Genomic DNA, 22,184 nt, shown 5'->3' with positions numbered 1-22,184 from the left:
TCTCTTCAAGTCAGCGAGTCAGCGGATCGCGCGGAAGCCCCAGCAACCGTTCGGCAATGGTGTTTCGCATAATCTCCGATGTACCACCGGCAATCGTCAAGCATCTCGTGAACAGGTACTCGTAGGTGAGTTCGGATGTCTCACCGACAATAGCCGCCGTACCTGCCAGTTTCATTCCGAGGTTTGTAATCCGTTGCGAATGCTCTGCTTTCAACAGCTTGGTTACGTTGGCCTCGGGCCCCGGACCGGAACCGATGATCGCGCGCGCAGCCTGCCTCAAGTTCAGCAGACGCAAGGTGTGCGCCTCTGCAAGCACCTCGCCCACCTCATGTTCGACGCCCGTGCGATCCGTGCTGTCAAGCAGCTTCATCAGTTCAGTACTCGTAAACTTGATCGATCCGCTGCCCCCTCCGATAGACACGCGCTCGTTTCCGAGCGTTGCGCGCGCAACCTTCCAGCCTTCACCCACACTGCCCACGACGTCTTCGTCCGGGACGAACACATCGTCGAAGAACAACTCGTTGAACAACTCGTCGCCGGTGATTTCTCGTAGCGGCCGAATCTCGACGCCGGGAGCGGTGAGCTTGATGGCCATCATGCTCACACCCGCATGCTTGGACGCCTCGGTATCGGTACGGACAGTCGCAAGACCCCACTCACATCCCAAAGCTGCACTGGTCCAGACTTTCTGACCCGTTACACGCCAGCCTCCCTCTACTTTCTTGCCGGCAGTACGCACCGCGGCGGCGTCCGAACCTGCACCCGGCTCGCTGAACAACTGACACCAGTTGGACTTTCCGCGAAGGACGGGATCAATCCACCGATCCTTCTGTGCCTCAGTTCCTTCCTGCGAGATCGTGAGGTTGACCCATCCGGTGATGCCGAGATCAGGTAAGTCAACGCCGTCGAACTCTTCCTCGATCACCAACTGCTCGATGACACCTGCCTCACGACCCCACGGCTTGCGCCAGTGTGGGACGAGATAACCACTGTCCACCAAGTAGTCTCGCTGCTCGGACTCGGGCAAGGCGCGTAGGCACTCGACGGCAGCGCGGGCCGTCTTGCGGAAATCGTCTGCCTCAGAAGGTAATTCGAACGATGCGCCTTGCGCTTCACCGGCGCGGTAAGCTGAGACGATGTCGAGGAGCGGCTCATGCCCCTCGCTGAGTACCGCCGCGATGGAATCGGCCCGCCGCAAGTACAGGTGCGCATCGTGTTCCCACGTGAATCCAATTCCTCCGTGAAGCTGAATGTTCAGCCTTGCCGTCTTCACCTGTGCGCGCGCAGCATGCGATGCAGCCACCGCCGCCGCGAACCACGCGCCGTCGATGTCTGTGGCGCGCGCAGCATCCCACGTCGCAGCGACGGTCATCTCAGCATCAATGAGCATGTTGGCGCAGTGATGCTTGACAGCTTGGAATGTGCCGATCGTGCGGCCGAATTGTTCTCTTGTCTTGGCGTATTCAGTGGCCATCTCAACGCAAGCAAGCGAACTGCCCACGGCCTCCGCTGAGGCCAGAATGCGGAAGAGTGTGGTCGCTGCGCGTGTTGCACCCTTCAATATCCGAGCAGCCGGTACCACCGCACCGCTGATCGTGACCCGCCCGATACTGCGGGTGGAGTCCAGACCCTGCTGAGTCACCACCGACACACCGTCTGCATCCGAATCGAGAACGACCATGTCATCGCCAAGCGCCAGTACCAGGACCTTGGCCTGCGGAGCCCCCAATACGGCGCGACTCTCACCACTGAGAACTCCGTCCGAATCCAGCACCAACCCGGCCGAGAGTCCGACTGCGCCGACAACACTTCCATCTGCCAATGCCGGCAACAATTCCGCGCACACCTGCTCCGAACCCGCATAGGCGAGGATCGCTGACGCCGCCATTGTCGGCAGGAAAGGACCGGGCGCGACCGCATGGCCAAGCGCCTCCAGAACCACCGCAACTTCGGGGAGGCCGAATCCGGATCCGCCGTACTGCTCCGGCAGATGGAGACCTAACCAACCTAGGTCGGCAGTGGCCGTCCAAAAATCGGGCAGGTCCACCGAGACGGACTCAAGCGTCTCACGCGCCGCCTGGAGCGCCTTCTGCCGCAAGAGGTGGGACGCTGCCACGTCGGCCAAGTCCTTGTGTTCCTCCGAGATCGCCAAAGCCATGGCGGACTACCTTTCGATTGAGCGGACCTGGATCGGCACCGCGAACTGCCTTGCATAGTCAGCCACACTAAAAATGACCTGCAATGTCAGATAGAGGCTATCCAATCATCGACACCCGCAACAGGGTGATCGGCAGATTGCTTCGAAGAACGGGCGAAACGCCAGCATTGACTTGGCGTCTACCCGAAACGAAGGCCAAGCATTCGGAAAAAAGATTCACTCACTAGTTTTGTAGACAAGATGTCAGAACATGGCTTATCGTTCTTGGAAAGTGAATCAAGTCATAGCTACACCCGTCAACACCGCCAGCTACGCCGGTGGTGAGGCGAAGCTAGGCCGATCCGACCTCGACCCTCCTGCTGTAGGCCTGCCTCCCTTGACCAGAGCTGCTCCACCTCCTCGACCCTTCGAGAAAACGCCGATCGGAAACGAACAATGAGTATTTCCCTGATCCTGGAGATGGCGGCATCCGGAAACCCGGACCGCACCGCAATCTCCGTCGACGACGCCTCGCTCACATACCAAGAATTTGCCGACCTGGTGGCCGGCGCTGGCAGTGCGCTCATCGAGTCCGGCGCGAAGAGCGTCGTGTTCCTCGGCGGATCCGGGCTGGAACTACCCACACTTCTCTTCGCCGCCGCATACGCAGGCATTCCGTTCACTCCTGTCAACTATCGGTTGAGCAGTACCGCACTGCACAATCTGATCAACCGAGTCGAGGGTGCCCTCGTCGTCGTCGACGGTGAATACGTTGCGACTGTGGGGGCTTCGTCCGCGCCGGTTATCACCACTGATGATTTCTTCGTCAAAGCACGAGCACTTGTCGAACAGCCTGCATCTGCCTCAGACGTAGATCCTGATGCTCCAGCGATCGTTCTGTTCACCAGCGGAACAACTTCCGAGCCCAAGGGCGTCGTACTCCGCCACAGTCATCTATTGAGCTACGTGATGAGCACGGTCGACTACGGTTCTGCCGAAGAATCGGACGGGGCGTTAATCAGCGTCCCTCCATACCATGTCGCGGGGATGGGCACAATTCTCACCAACATCTATGCAGGCAGGCGAATGATCTATCTGCCGCATTTCGACGCTCAGCGCTGGACCGAAGTAGCTCGCTCGCAGGGTGCGACATCAGCCATGGTCGTCCCGACAATGCTCGATCTAATTGTCGACCACCTCGAGGGAGCGGGAGCGGACATCCCTACCTTGAAGTCGTTGTCCTACGGTGGAGCTCGGATGCCCCGTCCCACCCTCGAAGCCGCGCTCCGCGCCTTCCCGAACGTCGGCTTCGTCAACGCGTACGGGCTAACCGAAACCAGCTCCACCATTGCACTACTCGGGCCCGACGATCACCGCAATGCCATCGAAAGTGACGATCCCACAGTCAAAGCTCGGCTCGGCTCCATCGGTCTGCCCGTCCCCGGTATCGAAATCGAGATTCGAGACTGCAACGACAAGCCCGTTAACACCGGCGAGCAGGGCGAACTGTGGGTACGAGGCGCACAGGTGTCCGGCGAGTACATGGGCAGCGGTTCGGTCCTCGACGCCAACGGTTGGTTCCCTACCCGCGACCTCGCGTATCTGGACAATGAGGGCTTCATCTTCGTCGTCGGACGCAATGACGACACGATCATTCGAGGTGGCGAGAACATTGCGCCTGCAGAGATCGAAGATGTGCTCATCCATCATCCCCACGTTCGCTCGGTCGCCGTCGTCGGAATTCCAGACACACGTTGGGGCCAGGCAATTGTCGCCACGGTCGTGCTCGAACCTGGTGAAGTGCCCGATCCGGAAGCTCTTCGTGAGTACGTCCGCGCACAACTGCGCGGTTCGCGTACCCCGGACCGCATTGTCTTTCGGAGTGAATTGCCGAGCACGCTAACCGGAAAGATACTGCGAAGAGACATCATCGCGGACGTACTCGCGTCACTCGAACAGACCACAGTCTAAACAGCCGAACAGTACGAACTGCTGAAAGGAACACATCATGCTGAAGACCGGAGCGCGTCTGCGAAGCCAGGCCTGCACCACCGAGGTCATTGTTGTTCGAGCTGGTAGCTCGGACGACGCTCTCAATTGCGGCGGGCATCCGATGCTCGAACTTTCGGAGTCTCCTGCCGAGGGCCTTGCAATCGCCGAAAACTTCAAGGGTGGAACACAACTCGGCAAGAGGTACATCGACGCCTCAAACACCATCGAAGTGCTCGTGACCAAGCCTGGAGAAGGTAGCGTCGCACTCGGAGACACTGCCCTCGAGCTCAAGACCGCGAAGCCACTGCCTTCGAGCGACTAGCCCCAACCGCTCGACAAGGAGACGCAGTGCCCACCGCACACCCATCAGTATCTGTTACCCCCACTCCGCAGGGACCATTGAACGGGATCCGCGTCATCGAACTGGCCGGGATGGGTCCGGGACCGCATGCGGCGATGCTTCTCGCGGATCTAGGTGCCGACGTGGTGCGGATCCAGAGATTCGGACAATTTGCCACCGCTGACAGCATTTCAAGCCAGCAGCTACGTGGCCGCACGATCGTCGAAGCCGACCTCAAGAGCAAGGAAGGCATCGATTCCGTACTGGAACTGGTTGAACGCGCAGATGTACTCATCGAGGGCTTCCGTCCTGGTGTGAGCGAGAGAATGGGACTCGGTCCCGACGTGACGCACGCACGTAATCCGCGCCTCATCTACGGACGGGTGACCGGCTGGGGTCAGAGCGGACCGCGAGCCCAAGACGTCGGGCACGACCTCAACTACATCTCACTCACGGGCCTCCTCCATGCAGTAGGTCGAGAAGGGGAACGACCAGTACCACCGCTCAACCTTTTCGGCGACTTCGGCGGCGGGTCGATGTTCCTTGTCGTGGGCATACTCTCGGCACTTGTCGAACGACAGTCATCAGGTCGAGGACAGGTGATCGATGCCGCGATGGTCGACGGAGCGCCTGCGCTGGCACACCTGTTGTGGTCCATGCGAGGTACGGGTCAATGGTCGGATCAACGCGGTACCAACATCTTCGATGGTTCGGCACCGTTCTACGACACATACGAGTGCGCGGACGGTAAGTACGTCGCCGTCGGCGCACTAGAGCCACAGTTCTATGCCGAACTGATCAGGGTTCTCGGCTTCTCCTCCGAAGAACTAGGACCGCAACGAGATCCAGAGGGGTGGCCGCGTATGCGCACACTCTTCGCTGGCGAGTTCGCATCGCGCAATCGCGATGAATGGTCGGAGATATTCTCTGGAATAGACGCCTGTGTGACCCCCGTACTCACCTTCACCGAAGCTGAACAGGATCCGCACATGGTTGACCGCGGAGTGTTCGCCGAAATCGACGGCGTCGTGCAGCCCACACCTGCACCCACATTTTCCCGTACCCCCACTGCCATACCGTCGGCCCCGCCTCGCAGAGCGGTGGCCGCGAACGCGGTGTGGAGATGATCGAGTGACGCCACCGCACGGCCCGCTGGACGGTCTACGAATCCTCGAGTTGGCAAGTATCGGACCCGGTGCGCACGCTGCCATGATCCTCGCGGACCTGGGAGCGGACGTCCTACGCGTACAACGGCCCGGAGAGCTGACAGCGGATACTGACAGTCGCAATCAACTGCACCGCGGCCGTCGAGTGGTCGAAGCAAATCTCAAGTCCACCAACGGCATAGAGCAGATCCTCGATCTCACCGAACGCGCTGACGTACTCATAGAGGGCTACCGCCCAGGAGTCACGGAACGCCTCGGTATCGGACCGACTGTGGTGCGTGATCGCAATCCCGCTCTGGTTTACGCCCGCGTTACAGGGTGGGGCCAGGATGGACCACGCGCACACAAAGCTGGCCACGACATAAATTTCCTCGCACCAACCGGAATCCTCCACTCGATGGGCCGCGCTGACGATCGCCCTATCCCGCCGTTGAACATCATCGCAGGCTTCGGCGGTGGCTCCATGTTCTTGGTAGCGGGAATCCTGTCCGCTTTGTGGGAGCGCAAAACCTCCGGGCAGGGTCAAGTAATCGACGTCTCGATGGCCGAAGGTGCCGCACTGCTGGCGCAGCATGCCTGGTCGATGCGCGCGGACGGTGGTTGGTCGGACGCACGAGGCGAGAATCTTGTAGACGGCAGCTGCCCGTTCTGGGACACCTATGAGTGTTCCGACGGCAATTTCATGGCAGTCGGAGCCTTCGAGCCCCAATTCTATGCAGACCTTCTGGACGTGCTAGACCTCGATCCCAACGTGCTTCCCGCACAGAGTGATCGAGCTCGCTGGCCAGAGTTGCGCAAGTCGATTGCAGCACAATTCCGCACCCGGAGCCGAGCCCAGTGGACAGCTGAATTCGAAGATCTCGACGCCTGTGTCACTCCCGTGCTGAGTTTCGCCGAAGCGCCTGATGACCCGCACTTCGTCGCACGCGAATCTTTCGCGAAAATCGACGGTGTCATCCAACCGCTTCCGACACCGAGATTCTCGCGTACACCGCCCCGTCAGCCGACGCCACCCTCTACCGAAGCTGTCAACGCACGAGATATCTGGCAATCACATTCGGAGTGACATGCATCCAGCTTCTCCCTCCGACCTCGATCAGAAAAGGAAACAATGACAACCACCGAATCATCCACTCCTGCAGCCCCACCCGCATTGATCGAGCGTCGCGGCAACGTCATGCTCATTACGCTCAACCGACCGGCCGCGCGCAATGCCGTCAATGCCGAGATGTGCATTCAAGTCGGTGACGCCCTCGAAATGGCCGAGAACGATCCGGAGGTTCGTGTCGTCGTGCTGACCGGAGCGGGTGACAAGGCATTTTGCGCCGGTGCCGATCTCAAAGCAATGACTCGCGGCGAAAAGGTAATTCCTGAGGGACGAGAGAAGTGGGGTCTCGCGGGCTACGTCTCCCATGCGATCAGTAAGCCCACAATCGCCGCTGTGAACGGGCCAGCTCTCGGCGGTGGAACGGAACTGGTCCTGGCGAGCGATCTCGTAGTTGCCGCAGACACCGCAATCTTCGGTCTTCCGGAGGTCAAACGCGGACTGATCGCCGGCGCCGGCGGCGCATTCCGTCTCGCTGCGAAGCTCCCTCCGACCGTGGCGATGGAACTGCTGTTGACGGGCGACTCCATCACCGCACAACGCGCACTAGATCTTCATCTGATCAACCGCGTGGTACCAGCCGAGCAGGTACTCGATACCGCCCTCGAACTCGCACAGGTTATCGCTGCGAACGCACCCCTAGCTGTGCAAGCACACAAACGAATCGCGTTGGCCCAAAGTCACAATGGAGATCGCCCCGGCGAACAGGATGGTTGGGACATGACCTCGGCCGAACTTCCCGCCATTGCATTCTCTGTTGATGCAAAGGAAGGCCCACTCGCCTTTGCCGAGAAGCGTCAGCCGGTCTGGCAGGGCAAGTAATGACGCCGACACGCACCGCCCTGGTAACCGGTGGCACAGGAGGGCTCGGATCTGCCGTCACCAAGCGCCTCCTCGCGAACGGATGGCGAGTGGTGGTTCCATGGCTCGTCCGTGAAGAACTTTCACGTCTCGACGAGCATCCCAACCTCGTTCTGGTCGAGGCCGATCTCTCCGATGAACTCGACCTGGAGAAAGCTGTCTCCATCGCCGGCGAAGAATCCTCTGCTCCCTTGTTTGCTGTGGCAAACCTGGTCGGCGGCTTCACTTCCGGTCAACGCGTGCACGAATCGCCGGTGGGCGTATTGGATTCTCAGATGAACTTGAATGTTCGGACCGCCTACACCGTGACCCAGGCTACACTCCCCTACCTGATTCGTGGCGGCGGCGGATCCGTCATTTGCATGTCGGCGGCAGCAACGCGACGGCCCTTTGCCGGAGCAGCCGCGTACATTTCCTCGAAGGCTGCGGTCGTCGCATTGGTCGAGACCCTCGCACTGGAATACATCGACGATCACATTCGCGTCAACGCACTTCTGCCGTTCGTGATCGATACGCCCGGAAACCGTACATCGATGCCGGATTCGGATCGGAAGGGATGGGCTCAGCCCTCCAGCATCGCCGAGGTTGTCGAGTTCTTGTTCTCCGATCGCGGCGCTGCGATCACCGGCGGTTCCATCCCCGTAACCGACGTGAGATGACAGAAAAACGAAACACCTGATGTAGCGGATGGCTGTGCGGGGAGAGAGACGAACAGCGTCTCTCTCCCCGCACAGCCACGCACTATCGAGAAACTGCCACCGCCATGCCTGTAATCCATTCCTCCACAGGCTGATACGCCAACAGTTCCAGTCCAACGCCGCCGCCTGCAGCAGAAGCTGCGAGCCAAGTCCGCACTTCGTTCGCGCCGGCCCCCGCATTCGAGTGCGCGTCATCGGTCAAGGCAACGAGCGCCTCGCGATCCGCAGTCCGGACGGCTTCGAGGAAGGCTGCGTCCCAGGCAGGCTTGATCTTCTTGCGAGCAGCCTCGGAGCCTTCAGCGATAATCCGAGCACGTTCTGCATCGCTTATGTCGTAGGTATCCAACTCGAGGCTCGGAGGAGAGTGGGACAGCCCGCCGGTACCGATCACCAGCACCCGACCACTCTTCGAATCAAGGAAGCGTCCGACCGCATCACCCAATGCAAGAACCCGCTCCGCTCGAGGTAGGGGTGCGGTCGCACAGTTGATCGCGACGGGAATAACCGGATAGCGGCCGAGAGCGCCCGTCAAGTCCCGCAGCGGCTGAGCAAATGCATGGTCGAGTTCGATATCCCGGCATACTGCGATGTCGATCCCCGATTCGAGGAGATGCTCGGCCAACTCCCTTGCGAGTTCCTGCGGAACGGCGAGGCCAGCAGCCTCGTGCCCCGCCTCCGCCATGATCCCGGCCGACAGCGCAACACCGAAAGTCGGCACGACGTGCCGGAAGGCGCGGCGATGGTCGCCACCGAAAAGGACAATGTAGTCAGGGTCAAACTCCTCGACAATCTGCCTCGCTCGAGACAGTCCCTCCCGGAATTCTGTTCCGTACATCCGTTCCACGTCCCGTTCCATACCCGGACTGTGGCTCGCACACACCACCATGCATTGCTGTTGTTCAATCGACACTTCCACACTCTCCTCGAGGCTAATCGGGTGGCGACGTGCCGAGCGTCAACCAACCCCACACATAAGTGACATCAACGTTAGATGCTCTTGGCCGCTGAGTCGACAGCCTCGGCCGCACCATTTCGATACGAGGAGCCACGGATCTCTAGCAGCGCAATAGTGCTGCCACACTCGACATCTGAACCGTCGAGACACGCCGGCATTGCCGATCTATCGCATCATCAAGGTGCCACCGTCCACAGGGAAGACCTGGCCTGTCATAAATCGCGAACCCTCACCCGAGAGGAAGGCGAGCACCGGCACAAAGTCCCGATCCACATCGCCGAGCCTGCCGCCGATCGGCACAGCTTGCAGCATGTGCTTGTCGTGCGCATCCAGCTGTTCCGGGGTCATGGAGGCTCGGGTCTTGTCGTACATCGGCGTCCAGATTGCAGGGGCTATGGCATTAACTGTGATGTCGTACTTTGCCCATTCCTGCGCCACTGTCCGAGTCCAAGCGACAACCGCGCCCTTGCTTGCGGAGTACGCCGCCTTGTTCGCAAGTCCTTGTACACCCGCCGCAGAAGCGAAGTTGATGATCCGACCACCAGATTCCCGAAGATGATTGAATGCTGCCTGATTGGTCAAAAATGTTCCGGTGGCATTGATCGACATGACCTTGGTCCAGGTATCGACCGCAATATCTTCCGCAGCTCCACCTGGAGCAACACCCGCGGCATGAATCAGCACATCCAGACCGCCGAGGTGCTTCACCGCTTCGGAAAATCCCTCGTCAACAGAATCTTTTCGAGAAACATCGCACGCAATAAAACGGGCCCCCGCTTCTCGCGCGATCAATGAACCCGCTTCAGCAGTCAGGTCCAACGAGACCACCTTCGCACCGAGTGACGGGAACGCCCGGACCAGCCCCTCTCCCATCCCACTTGCACCTCCGGTGATGATAACCTTCCGACCTTTTAGCAAATCTGACATTTGCGTCACCTTTTGTCGTATGAAAGCCCGTATAGATAGCCAAAATATCAGGGTTTACGAGATACGGCGAGCTACACTACGCTTCCTTCTGACTATACGTATATATATTAATTGTCAACTACCCACTGATTCCGGGAGTTGCATTTGGCATGATGTTCATCCATTCGCAGTGGGAGCCGAATCCTCGCGACTCACGAGTCAATCGACAAGGAGGCAGTCCAGACGCCACGGTCGGAGGCTCTCTTGCGGCAATCCTCCGCGAGTGTAAGAACGCTCGCCAGGGAGCTGCCGACATGGAGGTGACGCGGCCTGTCTACATACAGCGCCTAATGCGGTGTGAACGCCCACCGGGGCATCGTCGCCAAGACGTTGTCGCCGGAAGGCGCGACCACTTCTTCCTCTCACTGCGCCTCACACTGCACCGACTGAGTGACCCGTATCAAGATACTCAACCGGCAGATGTGCGGACGCGCTGGACTCGACCCGCTCCGCAAACGAATATTATTCAGCGACTGACACATTCGGAATCGGCTACGGAAAATGAGCCAGAACCCGTTTTCAACCGTCGTGAGCAATTGCCACAGTGTTCGAGAATCTGCATCGACAGCGAACTACTCGGTGTCAATCTGATCGATCAGTCCCCACTCGTATGCACGATCTGCATTGATCGCAGTGCCGGAAACAAACAAGCGATAAGCACGTCAGCACCCGATCCTACGCGGAATTGGCACTGTGCCATCGTCTCCCGCAATCAAGCCCTATTCCGGACTCCGGGAGCCGGAACACCGTACTTGGATGAGCACGGATGGCGTGCGCAAACGCCGGCACTTCGATCCCGGCACCGACACAGCTTCCGTATACTCGCACCTCGAGTCAATCGGCCAGCCTAGCCATCAAACGCGCTGCACCCGCACGGGTCCGAATCAGTTGTGCGACAGCCAGATCCGGATTAGTCCCGAATTCGTCCAGATCGCCGCCCGCTGAGACCGACGGACCGACTCCGTCGAGTAGAACCCTTTCGATCCTGGTGTCCATCAGTGCAAGTTGCAGAGCTGCCCCCAGTCCGTCGCGCACCTGTGCACCGTAGGCATTCCGCCGCTCCGGCCGGTTGAGAGTGATGTGCAACAACGCATCACGGCGATCGATCAACACAGGCTCCTGCGGCACCGGGGGCGGCAGCGGCCTCGGTCCGCGTCCGCCCAGCCACCGCCGAAAGTCAGGGGCCCAGTAGCGTCGAGTAAACCAGGGACTCAACATCGAGGGCAGCTGGAATAGACAGATTCTCACCCATCCGCAGTACCTGCGAAGCAACAACAGATGCATACGGGTTTTCGTGGAAACGTTCGAAGACAGCTGCCAATTCGGTATCGGGACTTCGACGCTCACGAACTCGCGGATGTCTGAGACCCGGTACGAAGCTACGGTGGTATCGAGTGCCTGAGCCTGTGTCGGGTTGCGGCGTCAGGAGCCTTGGTGGAACGCCCGACAACTATACGGTCGTACCCGAGAACCTTGGCCACAGCAGCCGTAGCCACAACCTCGGACATCGGCTGATCGAGCGCCCCCTCGAGAACATCTTCGGAGATAGCAAGTGAACCTGATCGACCATCATCGTCCTTCGCGCGTCTGGGCACCGGTCAGCGCGGCGTATTTTTCGAAGGTCATCGTGCCAAGTACGTCACTGTCGTCAGCGACGTTGATCCCTTCGGGTAGCGGGTAGACCCAGGAATCGGTGACAGTGCGCAGTGGCCAGCAGCCGGCTTCTTTGAACTTCAGAGGGCAATCACACTTTCTCACGCACTTCCAGGTGATCGCATCCATCAGAGACGCGGCGACCGCTCTTCCCGATTCCTGAAACGCCCGGCACATTTAGCTTGACATAAGCTGCCGCTACACCAGTGAAGACTTGAGCTCCAAGGCCTTTCGACCCTCAGCTTGGCCTCCGAAGGACGACTTTGTTGGATTCCGGATCGACGAACACCCATGGCGGATCACCGTCGGACCCGTCTTCCCGATGCATCAACGCACTCTGCCGTTGCTCGAACTCGTGATGCTTGGATCCCTGAAATAACGCAGCGACCTCTTCGAACCCAGCAGCCGAGACCGGTCGCGTCGCACGTCCACGATTCCACGGCAACACCCGGCCACCGGTGAGCCGGTTCCACAGCGTCTCGGCCGCTGCAAAGACGACGAGAAGTACCAGCAGTCCCGGTAACGACATCGCGAACACAGTTCCCATGGAGCAAAGTTTAGCGAGAGACAGCCATACCAACCAGTTTTTATGATCTGCGGCCGAAACCTGTTTCTGGCAGACCTCCCGTGATTGTTTCTGAATGCATCAGTCGCTGAGGAGTATTCGTTTTGCAGTGGAGGTCGCATCCAGCTCTCCCTCACATCTGCCGTTTGAGCATCTTTGATCCTGTCGACGGGCCTTCAACGGAGTCGGAATTGCAGGGCAAGGTCAGCCCGCCTCGGACGGTTCCACGGTCGGTGTCGAACCCTCATTCGAAGCGATGCAAGTGCGGCAGATTGTCCGGCAAGGCGGCCAATAATCCGCGTCGCCGGATCGGCCACCTGTCGACCCCGGCAAGCAGATCTTCCACGTGTTCAATTGTGCACCAACATATTTGGCGACAAATGTCCACAAAAGATACTACATGCACTGCGGTTACCTCAAGGCGTGGGCGGTTGGCGAGGACCTGCCCCCGCCTGATCTGGTTGTGGTCGGTGAAGTTGTCGGGGGCGTCGCAACATCCACGACGTAATTCGCCGCACTTTAAAGCACTTTCGGTGTACACGCTCTCGCCAAGACGATCAACCGGCGCTACAAGACCGGCTCCCGCACTTCTCGAGCCACATCCGGATGGCCCGCATGCGCCATCGATCCTGGACAGGTGCTTCTCGCCGGAAAAACCGTCGAAGCTCTTTTCGCCACCGGCTACGGCTGCGGCGAACTTCGCCGGCCACTCATGCTCGAACGTCATCAAGTCGACCCGATCAGGAGCCAACCAACTAACCTAGGGTGTTTACCGCTCGTCGGCGCTCGGTTGTCTGGATCTTCGCAGGTCCAGCACTAGCGGCGGCGGCCTTCGCGGTACTTCTAGAGTTCCGCAAAACATGCAAAACGCGGACGGCCCTTTTGCCGGGCCTTGCGGCGTAGCCACAAGTGGTGGTCGACGACGGTGCAACCAAGCCACCTCCGACTGTGCGCCGGACGTGATCAGGCCCGACTTCGAGGTTGGGTCGGCACCAACCCGCTCCAGGCACACGAAATGGCCACATCACGAAGCCTGGATTCCTGGGCAGTCGCAACACTGCTGGCGAAGACACGAAGAGAGCGCCCTGTTCGATCGTCTGGTCAGACGGGGCACGTTTTTGTGTCAGTGACGACAATGAGCATGTGAACATCGAGATTCTGCATGTGGATCAGTGCCCGAACTCCGAAGGAGCAGGCGCACGCGTGGATGAAGCGTTGGCCGACAGCGGCCTGGTCGACGTCGCAGTCACGTATCGACTGTTGACCACCAGCGACGAGGCCGCGGCGGTGCCGTTCGCAGGATCGCCAACGATCCTGATCGACGGGGTCGATGCCCTCCCCGACGCTGACAGAGTCACCGAATTGGCAAGAGGGCATCGACGGACGCACATCAGCCGATCCGAAGATCACCGGCAATGATTGCCTGAGGTGTTGCAGCAACGCCGATTATGTCTTGTCCTCAATATCATTGCGCTGTAGCAGTTTCAGCGCACGTCCTACTGCCGACTGCACCTCGGCGTCCACCACCGCGCAGCCTGGATGTGGATCATCAAGCACCTCTTGAATTTACCGAATCGGTAACTGCGGTCATGAATAGCTGCAGTTGTCCGAAGCGAAAATTCCCCGCATGTTGCGCTCGACATGATGGCAACAGCAAGCGAGACACTCTGACGACCATCTTCTTTCCAGGCTCAGTCATTCCATTTTCGCCTCGTGCGCAGGGAATTCCAGTGCGTCGCCAAGGGTAGATTAACTCAGTGGTCACTACTTAGACGCCGAGCAGCAAACTGGCGGAAGTATTCGACCTTCGATTCCGGAACGACGACCGGAAGAATGATGTTCCAGGACGTCTTCATCGACTCAGACAAATCACGCATTGTTCCCGTAGCCGAAGCTATCAATCGGACACCCGTCACCATTTGCAACAAGAAGCGCGCAATGTCCGAAGAGTCGACGTCGGATTTGAGGTCACCTTCATCGGCAGCTCTGGTGGCGAGTTCCCGGAAAATATCGAGCCAGACGTCGAACGTTGCCGGACCCGATCCACGGTAGTCACCGATTTCGACCAGCAAACGGAACGTGGCACGAACAAGTACGTCGTGTGCTGCAGTATCGACTGCCACCGACGAGACACCGATCAGCGATTCCAGTGCCGGTGTCCGGCGATCCAGCCACAATTCCGACTTGGCGTCGAAACGAGCAGACCCTTCGTCGATTACCGCGCGGGCGAGCTCTTCCTTGGAACCGAAGTGGAAGTACAGCGCCCCTTTGGTCACCTGCGATTCGGCGATGATCTCGCTCAGACTGGCGTTTGCATATCCCAGACGCAGGAAAACCCCCGCTGCACCGCGCAGTACCGAATCACGAGTGGCTTCCGCCCGCTCCTGCCTCACCATCGATCCGGCCTCCAGTCACCACACATCGAACGAATCCTCACCATTACCCGTTCACAGCGTCAAAATGGAAGGCGCTTTGCAACAAAGAACACCCCACGCAAACAAACCACATTTGCCCATCGAACGATCGTGATACAGCCAACACAGCTTAGACTGCGCTCCATACTTCGGCGACAGGCACGCCTGCGTTAACCCTCTAATTGCGGATCGGCCTCGAGATTGGTGAGGCCGTTCCAACACAGATTCACGAGGTGCGCGGCCACAACTTCCTTGGACGGAGTGCGCTCGTCGAGCCACCACGTGGCTGTGGTCGACACCATCCCAACCAGTGCCTGCGCGTACATCGTTGCAAGTCCCGGGTCGAATCCGCGCCGCGAGAAGTCTCCGGCCAACAGGTATCCCACCTGACTGATGGCGTCGTTGAGGAGACTGGAATAGGTGCCGCTCGGCGCCACGACGGACGAATCACGAACCAAGATCCTGAAGCCGTCTGTGTGTTCCTCGACGTATGTGAGCAACGCCAGCGCTACTCGCTCGACTCGAACTCTCGAGCGGTTTTGCGACAACGATGACGTGATCATCTCCAACAGTCGCGACATCTCGCGATCCACGACCACGGCGTACAAGCCCTCTTTACCGCCGAAGTGCTCGTAGACGACAGGCTTCGAGACATTCGCCCGCTGCGCGATTTCCTCGACCGAAGTTGCTTCGTATCCACGTTCGGCAAAAAGTGCCCTGGCGATCTCGATCAACTGCTGACGACGCTGTGTTCCCGTCATCCGCACCCGAGCTGCCCGTTCAGGTGCGCGATCACTGCCCATCGGATTGGGAACCGTCGCCATCATTGCCTCTCTCCCCACACGGCGGACGGTTGTCACCGCACCGCTCTCGGCAAGCCTATCGGCACTGCTCGACCCGAAAACGGAGGAGCGGTTCGACCTAGACCGGGTCGGCATGCGATTATTCTTGCGCGTAATCCGCCGCAAGGTTCGGAGAGCGTGGCAATCCGCCGTGGTGTAATGGCAGCACCTCTGATTTTGGTTCAGATAGTTCAGGTTCGAGTCCTGGCGGCGGAGCCGGTAGTTGATGATCGACAAGAGGGAGCTCAAACAAGTGCAAACCGCCGTGATCGTTCTCGCAGCGGGTGCAGGCACTCGGATGAAGTCCAAGACCCCCAAGGTGCTCCACACTCTTGCCGGCCGCACCATGCTCGCGCACTCCCTCCACGCTGCCGCGTCGTTGAATCCGACGCATTTGGTGACCGTCGTCGGCCACGATCGCGAACGGGTATCCGAAGCTGTGGCATCCGTCGCCACCGACTTGGATCGCGCGATCACCATCGCCGTTCAGGACGAGCAGAAGGGCACGGGCCACGCGGTCAGTTGTGGACTCGAAGGGCTGCCTGCAGATTTCCGCGGCACGGTACTCGTGACTGCCGCCGACGTCCCGCTCCTGGACGGCACCACCATCGCGGATCTACTCGAGCGCCACATCAGCGCGCCGGCAGCCGCGGTGACAGTCCTGACATCCACGGCGTCCGACCCCACCGGGTACGGCCGGATCCTGCGCACCACCGACGGTGAAGTCAACGCGATCGTCGAAGAAAAAGAAGCGACGGACTCGCAGCGTTCGATCACCGAGGTCAATTCCGGCGTCTACGCATTCGATGTCGAGACGCTTCGCGATGCGTTGTCGTCCCTCGACTCCAACAATGCTCAGCACGAGTTCTATCTCACCGATGTGATCATGATCGCCCGTCGCGCCGGACAGCGAGTCCGCGCTCAGCACATCGCTGATTCGGTTCTGGTCGCCGGTGCAAACGATCGCGTGCAGCTGTCGACGTTGGCACGTGAGAAGAATCGTCGAATCCTCGAGAAGTGGATGCGGGCGGGCGTCACCGTTGTCGATCCGTCAAGTACGTGGATCGATTGCGACGTCACTCTCGAGCAAGATGTGACGCTGCTTCCCGGCGTGCAGTTGGCCGGCACCACGTCAGTGGGCGAAGACGCTGTGATCGGCCCGGATACGACTCTGACCGATGTCACTGTCGGTGCAAGGGCCGTTGTCGTCCGCTCGCACGCAAGCGAGTCGACAATCGGCGACGACGCCACCGTCGGCCCCTTCGCGTACCTACGTCCGGCCACTTCCCTGGGCGCTCACGGCAAACTCGGTGCGTACGTGGAGACCAAGAACGCCGAGATCGGCGAACACTCGAAGGTTCCGCATCTTACCTACGTCGGCGACGCCACCATCGGCCATCACAGCAACATCGGAGCGTCGAGCGTCTTCGTCAATTACGACGGGGTGACCAAGCGCCGTACTGTGGTGGGGTCGCACGTGCGAACCGGCTCGGACACCATGTTCGTCGCTCCGGTTCACGTCGGGGACGGCGCGTACACCGGCGCCGGCACCGTCTTGCGATTCGACGTTCCGGCTGGGGCTCTTGCGGTCTCGGGCGGTAAGCAACGCAACATCGAGGGTTGGGTCGAGAAAAATCGACCCGGTACTCCTGCGGCCGATGCAGCAACGGCTTCGGAATCAGAGCGCACAGATCAGCAAGTACAAAAGGATGGCATGAACCAGTGACTGCGAATTGGATCGACAACCAGAAGAACTTGATGTTGTTCTCGGGTCGTGCGCATCCCGAGTTGGCTGAGCAGGTTGCGAAGGAACTCGACATCCGAGTCACCCCGCAGACTGCCCGCGATTTCGCGAACGGTGAGATCTTCGTTCGCTTCGAAGAGTCCGTGCGTGGATCGGATGCGTTTGTGCTGCAGAGCCATCCGGCGCCGCTGAACACGTGGGTGATGGAACAACTCATCATGATCGACGCCCTCAAGCGTGGATCTGCAAAGCGCATCACCGCGGTGCTGCCGTTCTACCCGTACGCCCGCCAGGACAAGAAGCACCGCGGACGCGAGCCGATCTCCGCTCGCTTGATCGCGGACCTGCTCAAGACCGCAGGCGCCGACCGGATCATCACGGTCGACCTCCACACCGATCAGATTCAGGGTTTCTTCGACGGTCCGGTCGACCACATGCACGCTCAGGGCCAGCTCGCCGAGTACGTGCGCGACAACTACGGCACCGACAACATCTGCGTCGTCTCCCCTGATGCCGGCCGCGTCAAGGTTGCCGAGAAGTGGGCAGATGCCCTCGACGGCGCGCCGCTGGCGTTCGTGCACAAGACGCGTGATCCGCTGGTCCCGAACCAGGTCAAGTCCAACCGCGTCGTCGGTGACGTCAACGGCCTCACCTGCGTGCTGATCGACGACATGATCGACACCGGCGGCACCATCGCCGGCGCCGTCAAGGTACTCAAGGACGCCGGCGCTGTCGACGTCATCATTGCCACCACCCACGGCATCTTCTCGGATCCGGCAGCCGAGCGCCTGGCTGCCTGCGGCGCCAAGGAAGTCATCACGACCAACACGCTGCCGATCCCCGAGTCGAAGCAGTTCCCGACGCTGACGATTCTGTCGATTGCACCTCTGCTCGCACGGACCATCAAGGAAGTTTTCGAGAACGGTTCTGTGACTTCACTGTTCAACGGCAGCGCATAGTCTTTCGCGTTACCGCGGGGCGGGCGCGTATCTGTGACCAGACGGTCACGGGTACGCGCCCTTCGTGTTTCACGGGGACGCTCATCTGTTGAACCAGACCGAGAGGTCTTCACGAATCCATTTGTGCGACACACAAATACCCGAGAATCGGACAATCGGCATGATCTTGGTCACGCCTCCGGGGAGAATCCCAGGTCGACGCCGAGCTGGTGTTCACCTGCCCGCAATCTTCGCCTAATGTGGCTCGTCGTGATCGACGCGCAAACCCTGGAATCTCGTTCGGCATCCCGGCCCGAATCTCATTCACCGAATTCTTCAGCTCCGACGGTCCGGCGGTGGCGCCCAGGATCCTGTGTCTGGTGTGGTGACGACAACTCCGTAGAAATGTTCCGCAACGAACCGCGCTGCGAACGGTGCCGCGAAAACGAAGGCATCATCGACGACGCCAAGCGATTCCTCGGCATGTACGGTCTGCGTCCGCTCGGCGGAACGCTGCAGTCCGACGACGACGAAGAGCGTGAATACCGCGTCACGGCACGCGAAGCTCGCCGCGTCCTCAACGAAATCCGCATGGACGTTCTCCCCGACGCTGCCGCTGTCCGCAAGGCCATCCGCCCGCGCGCGGCCACCGTTGTTGCCGACACGTCACCGGCACGCGCTTCTCGCCCCTCCAGCACGGGCACTGCGACTCGCGTTGCCGCTCCGGTGAAGACGGACACCGTCGACATCAACACGCTGCAGACGCGCGTTCTGGGGCTTCTCGATCAGCTCGGTTCCATCGACGAGCAGATCAAGGTCGCCGAACTTGCCCAGGGTCTGCCTGCTCGTGCTCGCCTGAGCGATCTCAACAAGCAGAAGGCAACCGTGCTCCGCACACTCGCTGCTCTCGAGAAGGCGCGCATCGCCGCCTCCAACTAATTCCACCGCGTCCGTCCCTTCGACCCCGCCTCCTTCCGAGACGGGGTCGTTCTGTATGCGATGCAGGGCGGTAGCCGTGGTGGGAGGTAGCTTTACGAATCGTGAATGACATCACCATCACCTTTGTCGTGCTTGCCGTGGTTGTGGCTCTGTTTGTCATAGGCAGAATTCCGGTCGGCATCATCGCGATCGGAACCGCACTGGCGCTGGCCGCAACCGGGGTGATCTCGGTGGAACAGGCACTGGCCGGATTCGGTGATCCCACAGTCATATTCATCGCCGCACTCTTTGTCGTCAGCGAAGCGCTCGACGCCACAGGAGTCACGACGTGGGCGGGCGAGAAACTTCTGACGAAGGTAGGCGATTCACGCGTTCGGTTGGTGAGCGCAATCATGTTGCTGGTCGCCGCACTGACAGCATTGATCAGTGTGAACGGTGCGGTAGCCGCATTGATCCCGATGGTGGTCGTCCTCGCGGTCCGACTCGGCCGGTCCACATCGCAACTGCTGCTCCCGCTCGCCTTTGCCGCGCATGCCGGTTCGATGCTCACGCTCACCGGCACACCGGTCAACATCATCGTCTCCGACGCCGCCGCCGACGCCGGTGTCGGCGCATTCGGCTTCTTCGACTTCACCTTGATCGGCGCGCCACTGGTTCTCGGAACCATTGCGATCGCAGTCTTTCTCGGTCCTCGCGTGTTGCCCCACCGCGCCGGGACGTCGATGTCACCGGACCTGAGCCGGCACGCCAAAACACTCGCACAGCAATACGCCGTCGCGGGCGGTTGCGATCAATCCGACGCGCCGCTGATCACCAAGGACGACGGTGTTGTCGAGGTGATCGTTCCGCCTCGTTCGGAGATCATCGGCGACAAGGTTTTCCCCGGCATGCTTACCGACAGTGGCGATCTGGTGGTTCTGGCCGCAGCGCGAGCCGGCGAGCCCTGTGGGCCTGGCGGTATCAGGCTCGCTGCCGGCGACACACTATTGCTGCAGGGCAGTTGGGACGACCTGGACACTCACACGTCCGTGGACCCGAACGTCCTTGTTGTCGACCCGCCTGCCTTGATCCGTAAGCAGGCCGCGCCGCTCGGAACCCGCGCGATCATGTCGCTGGTCGTTGTCGCCGCCATGGTGATCATGCTGACGTTCGGATTGGTCCCGTCCGCCGTCGCGGGTCTTCTTGCCGCCTGCGCGATGGTCCTGCTGCGCGTGATCAGCGTCGAACAGGCCCACCGCTCGATCTCGTGGACCACCCTCATCCTGGTCGGTGGAATGATCCCGCTTTCCACGGCAATTCAACAGACCGGCGCTGCCGAGAAACTCGCCCACGGTTTTGTCGACGTCATCGGCGGCGCCAGCCCGTACGTCGTTGTTGCCGGACTGTTCCTCGTCACCGCAACGCTCGGCCAGCTCATCAGCAACACCGCGACGGCATTGATCATCACGCCGATCGCAATTTCCGTCGCCTCCGAGCTGAACATCTCGGTGGTGCCGCTCCTGATGACCGTGACCGTCGCGGCCGCCGCGTCGTTCCTGACTCCCGTCGCAACCCCCGCCAACATGATGGTGATGGGCCCTGGCGGCTACAAGTTCGGCGACTACTGGAAGCTCGGACTCCCGATGCTCGTGTGGTTCCTCGTGGTTGCGACGGTTCTGATTCCGCTGATCTGGAGCTTCTGACACCTACTACGGCTGGTAATTCGGCTACGGAGACGGCGTCACGAGCAGCACCCGGTCGTTCTCGCCGTTGTCCGTGGTGACAAGAAGAGATCCGTTTGCCGTTGGCGTGACCGAACGCAGGCGTCCGTACTGGTCTTCCAACCCGTACGTCTGGGCGTCGACGCTGCGGCCGTCGTCGCTCAGTCGCACGAAGATCAGTTTCTTGCTCTTGAGTCCGCCGATGACGACGCTGCCGTCCCACGAACCCCATTGCGGGCCTGAGGCAAATGCCGCGCTCGCAGTTGCCAGGGTCGAGTTACCCGAACTCCATACCGCTTCGATCGCGCCCGGCACGCGGGACGGATCGGTCATCGGCACCGACTCGTCGTATGTTCCGGGCAACCGGTCCGGTCGGTAGCCGTAGTTTCCGCCGGGGGTGAGTAGATTCAGCTCGTCGTCGACGCTAGTGCCCTGCTCCACCGAATAGAGCCTGCCGGTTCCGGGTTGAACGGCCAATCCCTGAACGTTCCGGTGGCCGAGTGTGTACACGAGACTCGACGGGTTGGGGTTGCCCGCCGCCGGCGTGCCGTCCGCGTTGACGTGCAAGACCTTGCCGCCCAGCGAGTTCGGATCCTGCGGAACACTGGGCGTCGCGCTGTCACCCGTGCCGATCAACAGCGTTCCGTCTTCGGATGCAAGTATTCGGCAACCTCCGTGTCGCCCCGTCGAGACCGGGAGGCCGGACACCACGGTTCCGGTTCGCGTGAGTGCAGTCCATCCGGCGTCGACCGTCCACGAGATCACTCGAATATCCGTTACTCCCCCAGCGCTGAATCCCTGGCAGGTGTACAGGGTGCGGGACTGAGCGAAGTCGCGGGCAAGCGCGATTCCCATGAGTCCGGTCTCGGACCGAGCGTAGAGATCCGAAAGGTCTGCAGTGACGGGGCCGGTCGTGTTGTCGCTGCGGCGAACGACAAAACCTCCGGACCGTTGCCCGGTGAGAACCGTTCCGTCGGGCGCCTGCACAACATCCCAGGGATGGTCCAGTCCGTCGAGGAGGGTGGTCACCACGAGTTCCGGCAACGTGTCCTCGGTGGGGACTTCCGAACTGCTGCCAACAGATTCGAGGTTCCCGGGCGGCGGAGCCGTCTGAGCGGAGCATTGTGCCAACGGGATCGTGAGCATCACGATTGTCGCTGCAATCAGGA

The 22,184-nt window shown here is 60.4% G+C and carries 20 protein-coding genes and 1 tRNA gene; 12 read left to right on the top strand and 9 right to left on the bottom strand.

Annotated elements, in window-relative coordinates:
• Nucleotides 1-10: 10 nt before the first annotated feature.
• A complete protein-coding gene (locus RG2_RS19075) occupies nucleotides 11-2,158 on the bottom strand; it encodes an acyl-CoA dehydrogenase family protein (RefSeq protein ID WP_033234306.1) in 2,148 nt (715 codons plus the stop codon).
• A gap of 435 nt (nucleotides 2,159-2,593) precedes the next feature.
• Here RG2_RS19075 and RG2_RS19070 point away from each other — a divergent pair, with 435 nt between their 5' ends.
• Genes RG2_RS19070 through RG2_RS19045 form a run of 6 tightly spaced genes read left to right on the top strand, consistent with a single transcriptional unit; the run spans nucleotide 2,594 to nucleotide 8,260 of the window.
• Nucleotides 2,594-4,108: a class I adenylate-forming enzyme family protein gene (locus tag RG2_RS19070; RefSeq protein ID WP_033234305.1), complete on the top strand. Its 1,515-nt coding sequence runs from the start codon at nucleotides 2,594-2,596 to the stop codon at nucleotides 4,106-4,108.
• 37 nt (nucleotides 4,109-4,145) lie between these two features.
• Complete coding sequence (locus tag RG2_RS19065) at nucleotides 4,146-4,451, top strand: hypothetical protein (RefSeq protein WP_033234304.1); 306 nt, start codon at nucleotides 4,146-4,148, stop codon at nucleotides 4,449-4,451.
• Between the two features lie 26 nt (nucleotides 4,452-4,477).
• The gene (locus tag RG2_RS19060) at nucleotides 4,478-5,596 is read left to right on the top strand and encodes a CaiB/BaiF CoA transferase family protein (protein ID WP_051730480.1); all 1,119 of its coding nucleotides are present in this window, start codon (nucleotides 4,478-4,480) and stop codon (nucleotides 5,594-5,596) included.
• 4 nt (nucleotides 5,597-5,600) lie between these two features.
• Nucleotides 5,601-6,701, top strand: coding sequence for a CaiB/BaiF CoA transferase family protein (locus tag RG2_RS19055; protein WP_255285227.1), 1,101 nt, complete (start codon nucleotides 5,601-5,603; stop codon nucleotides 6,699-6,701).
• A 45-nt stretch (nucleotides 6,702-6,746) separates the two neighbouring features.
• A complete protein-coding gene (locus RG2_RS19050) occupies nucleotides 6,747-7,562 on the top strand; it encodes a crotonase/enoyl-CoA hydratase family protein (protein ID WP_033234302.1) in 816 nt (271 codons plus the stop codon).
• A complete protein-coding gene (locus RG2_RS19045) occupies nucleotides 7,562-8,260 on the top strand; it encodes an SDR family oxidoreductase (protein WP_033234301.1) in 699 nt (232 codons plus the stop codon). Before RG2_RS19050 ends, RG2_RS19045 begins: the two co-directional genes overlap by 1 nt.
• Before the next feature lie 82 nt (nucleotides 8,261-8,342).
• Here RG2_RS19045 and RG2_RS19040 read toward each other — a convergent pair whose 3' ends face one another.
• The 5 genes from RG2_RS19040 to RG2_RS19020 form a co-directional block, all read right to left on the bottom strand.
• A complete protein-coding gene (locus RG2_RS19040) occupies nucleotides 8,343-9,185 on the bottom strand; it encodes a 3-carboxyethylcatechol 2,3-dioxygenase (protein WP_033234410.1) in 843 nt (280 codons plus the stop codon).
• 234 nt (nucleotides 9,186-9,419) lie between these two features.
• On the bottom strand, nucleotides 9,420-10,181 hold the full coding sequence (locus RG2_RS19035) for an SDR family NAD(P)-dependent oxidoreductase (RefSeq protein ID WP_033234300.1): 762 nt from the start codon (nucleotides 10,179-10,181) through the stop codon (nucleotides 9,420-9,422).
• Between the two features lie 873 nt (nucleotides 10,182-11,054).
• The gene (locus RG2_RS32635) at nucleotides 11,055-11,330 is read right to left on the bottom strand and encodes an enoyl-CoA hydratase/isomerase family protein (RefSeq protein ID WP_133637971.1); all 276 of its coding nucleotides are present in this window, start codon (nucleotides 11,328-11,330) and stop codon (nucleotides 11,055-11,057) included.
• Nucleotides 11,331-11,789: 459 nt separating this feature from the next.
• Entirely contained in the window at nucleotides 11,790-11,978 is a 189-nt protein-coding gene (locus RG2_RS19025; RefSeq protein WP_133637972.1) for a hypothetical protein, read from the bottom strand.
• Between the two features lie 133 nt (nucleotides 11,979-12,111).
• Nucleotides 12,112-12,420, bottom strand: a complete 309-nt coding sequence (locus RG2_RS19020; protein ID WP_033234298.1) for a DUF6191 domain-containing protein — start codon at nucleotides 12,418-12,420, stop codon at nucleotides 12,112-12,114.
• Nucleotides 12,421-13,581: 1,161 nt separating this feature from the next.
• On the opposite strand from RG2_RS19020, the gene RG2_RS19015 reads away from it, so the two are divergent.
• Nucleotides 13,582-13,857 (top strand): hypothetical protein, encoded by a 276-nt coding sequence (locus tag RG2_RS19015; RefSeq protein ID WP_051730478.1) that lies wholly within the window; start codon nucleotides 13,582-13,584, stop codon nucleotides 13,855-13,857.
• A 335-nt stretch (nucleotides 13,858-14,192) separates the two neighbouring features.
• Here the strand turns inward: RG2_RS19015 and RG2_RS19010 are convergent, their stop codons facing one another.
• Both RG2_RS19010 and RG2_RS19005 read right to left on the bottom strand, forming a co-directional pair.
• Nucleotides 14,193-14,834 (bottom strand): ScbR family autoregulator-binding transcription factor, encoded by a 642-nt coding sequence (locus tag RG2_RS19010; RefSeq protein WP_033234297.1) that lies wholly within the window; start codon nucleotides 14,832-14,834, stop codon nucleotides 14,193-14,195.
• A 188-nt stretch (nucleotides 14,835-15,022) separates the two neighbouring features.
• Nucleotides 15,023-15,655, bottom strand: a complete 633-nt coding sequence (locus RG2_RS19005; RefSeq protein ID WP_033234408.1) for a TetR/AcrR family transcriptional regulator — start codon at nucleotides 15,653-15,655, stop codon at nucleotides 15,023-15,025.
• A 184-nt stretch (nucleotides 15,656-15,839) separates the two neighbouring features.
• Here RG2_RS19005 and RG2_RS19000 point away from each other — a divergent pair.
• The 5 genes from RG2_RS19000 (at nucleotide 15,840) to RG2_RS18980 (ending at nucleotide 20,997) form a co-directional block, all read left to right on the top strand.
• Nucleotides 15,840-15,910: transfer RNA gene (locus RG2_RS19000), tRNA-Gln, on the top strand.
• Between the two features lie 10 nt (nucleotides 15,911-15,920).
• Nucleotides 15,921-17,420 (top strand): bifunctional UDP-N-acetylglucosamine diphosphorylase/glucosamine-1-phosphate N-acetyltransferase GlmU, encoded by a 1,500-nt coding sequence (gene glmU / locus RG2_RS18995; RefSeq protein WP_033234296.1) that lies wholly within the window; start codon nucleotides 15,921-15,923, stop codon nucleotides 17,418-17,420.
• Nucleotides 17,417-18,397, top strand: coding sequence for a ribose-phosphate diphosphokinase (locus RG2_RS18990; protein ID WP_033234295.1), 981 nt, complete (start codon nucleotides 17,417-17,419; stop codon nucleotides 18,395-18,397). Before glmU ends, RG2_RS18990 begins: the two co-directional genes overlap by 4 nt.
• Nucleotides 18,398-18,646: 249 nt before the next feature.
• Nucleotides 18,647-19,315 (top strand): hypothetical protein, encoded by a 669-nt coding sequence (locus RG2_RS18985; RefSeq protein WP_072782650.1) that lies wholly within the window; start codon nucleotides 18,647-18,649, stop codon nucleotides 19,313-19,315.
• Nucleotides 19,316-19,416: 101 nt separating this feature from the next.
• Complete coding sequence (locus RG2_RS18980) at nucleotides 19,417-20,997, top strand: SLC13 family permease (protein WP_033234293.1); 1,581 nt, start codon at nucleotides 19,417-19,419, stop codon at nucleotides 20,995-20,997.
• A gap of 24 nt (nucleotides 20,998-21,021) precedes the next feature.
• On the opposite strand, the gene RG2_RS18975 is transcribed toward RG2_RS18980, so the two are convergent.
• Entirely contained in the window at nucleotides 21,022-22,161 is a 1,140-nt protein-coding gene (locus tag RG2_RS18975) for a PQQ-dependent sugar dehydrogenase (protein WP_051730495.1), read from the bottom strand.
• Between the last annotated feature and the right edge of the window lie 23 nt (nucleotides 22,162-22,184).

This window comes from Rhodococcus globerulus NBRC 14531, assembly GCF_001894805.1.
Classification (GTDB): domain Bacteria; phylum Actinomycetota; class Actinomycetes; order Mycobacteriales; family Mycobacteriaceae; genus Rhodococcus_F; species Rhodococcus_F globerula.
Note: the sequence above shows the minus strand (reverse complement) of the source record. Positions and strands in the feature narration are given on the sequence as shown.

Coding starts and splice junctions, on each gene's coding strand:
- RG2_RS19065 (WP_033234304.1), top strand. CDS start 4,146: ATGCTGAAGACCGGAGCGCGTCTGCGAAGCCAGGCCTGCACCACCGAG.
- RG2_RS18975 (WP_051730495.1), bottom strand. CDS start 22,161: ATGCTCACGATCCCGTTGGCACAATGCTCCGCTCAGACGGCTCCGCCG.
- RG2_RS19020 (WP_033234298.1), bottom strand. CDS start 12,420: ATGGGAACTGTGTTCGCGATGTCGTTACCGGGACTGCTGGTACTTCTC.
- RG2_RS19045 (WP_033234301.1), top strand. CDS start 7,562: ATGACGCCGACACGCACCGCCCTGGTAACCGGTGGCACAGGAGGGCTC.
- glmU (WP_033234296.1), top strand. CDS start 15,921: ATGATCGACAAGAGGGAGCTCAAACAAGTGCAAACCGCCGTGATCGTT.
- RG2_RS19075 (WP_033234306.1), bottom strand. CDS start 2,158: ATGGCTTTGGCGATCTCGGAGGAACACAAGGACTTGGCCGACGTGGCA.
- RG2_RS19050 (WP_033234302.1), top strand. CDS start 6,747: ATGACAACCACCGAATCATCCACTCCTGCAGCCCCACCCGCATTGATC.
- RG2_RS19035 (WP_033234300.1), bottom strand. CDS start 10,181: ATGTCAGATTTGCTAAAAGGTCGGAAGGTTATCATCACCGGAGGTGCA.
- RG2_RS19005 (WP_033234408.1), bottom strand. CDS start 15,655: ATGGGCAGTGATCGCGCACCTGAACGGGCAGCTCGGGTGCGGATGACG.
- RG2_RS19070 (WP_033234305.1), top strand. CDS start 2,594: ATGAGTATTTCCCTGATCCTGGAGATGGCGGCATCCGGAAACCCGGAC.
- RG2_RS19010 (WP_033234297.1), bottom strand. CDS start 14,834: ATGGTGAGGCAGGAGCGGGCGGAAGCCACTCGTGATTCGGTACTGCGC.
- RG2_RS19040 (WP_033234410.1), bottom strand. CDS start 9,185: ATGGTGGTGTGTGCGAGCCACAGTCCGGGTATGGAACGGGACGTGGAA.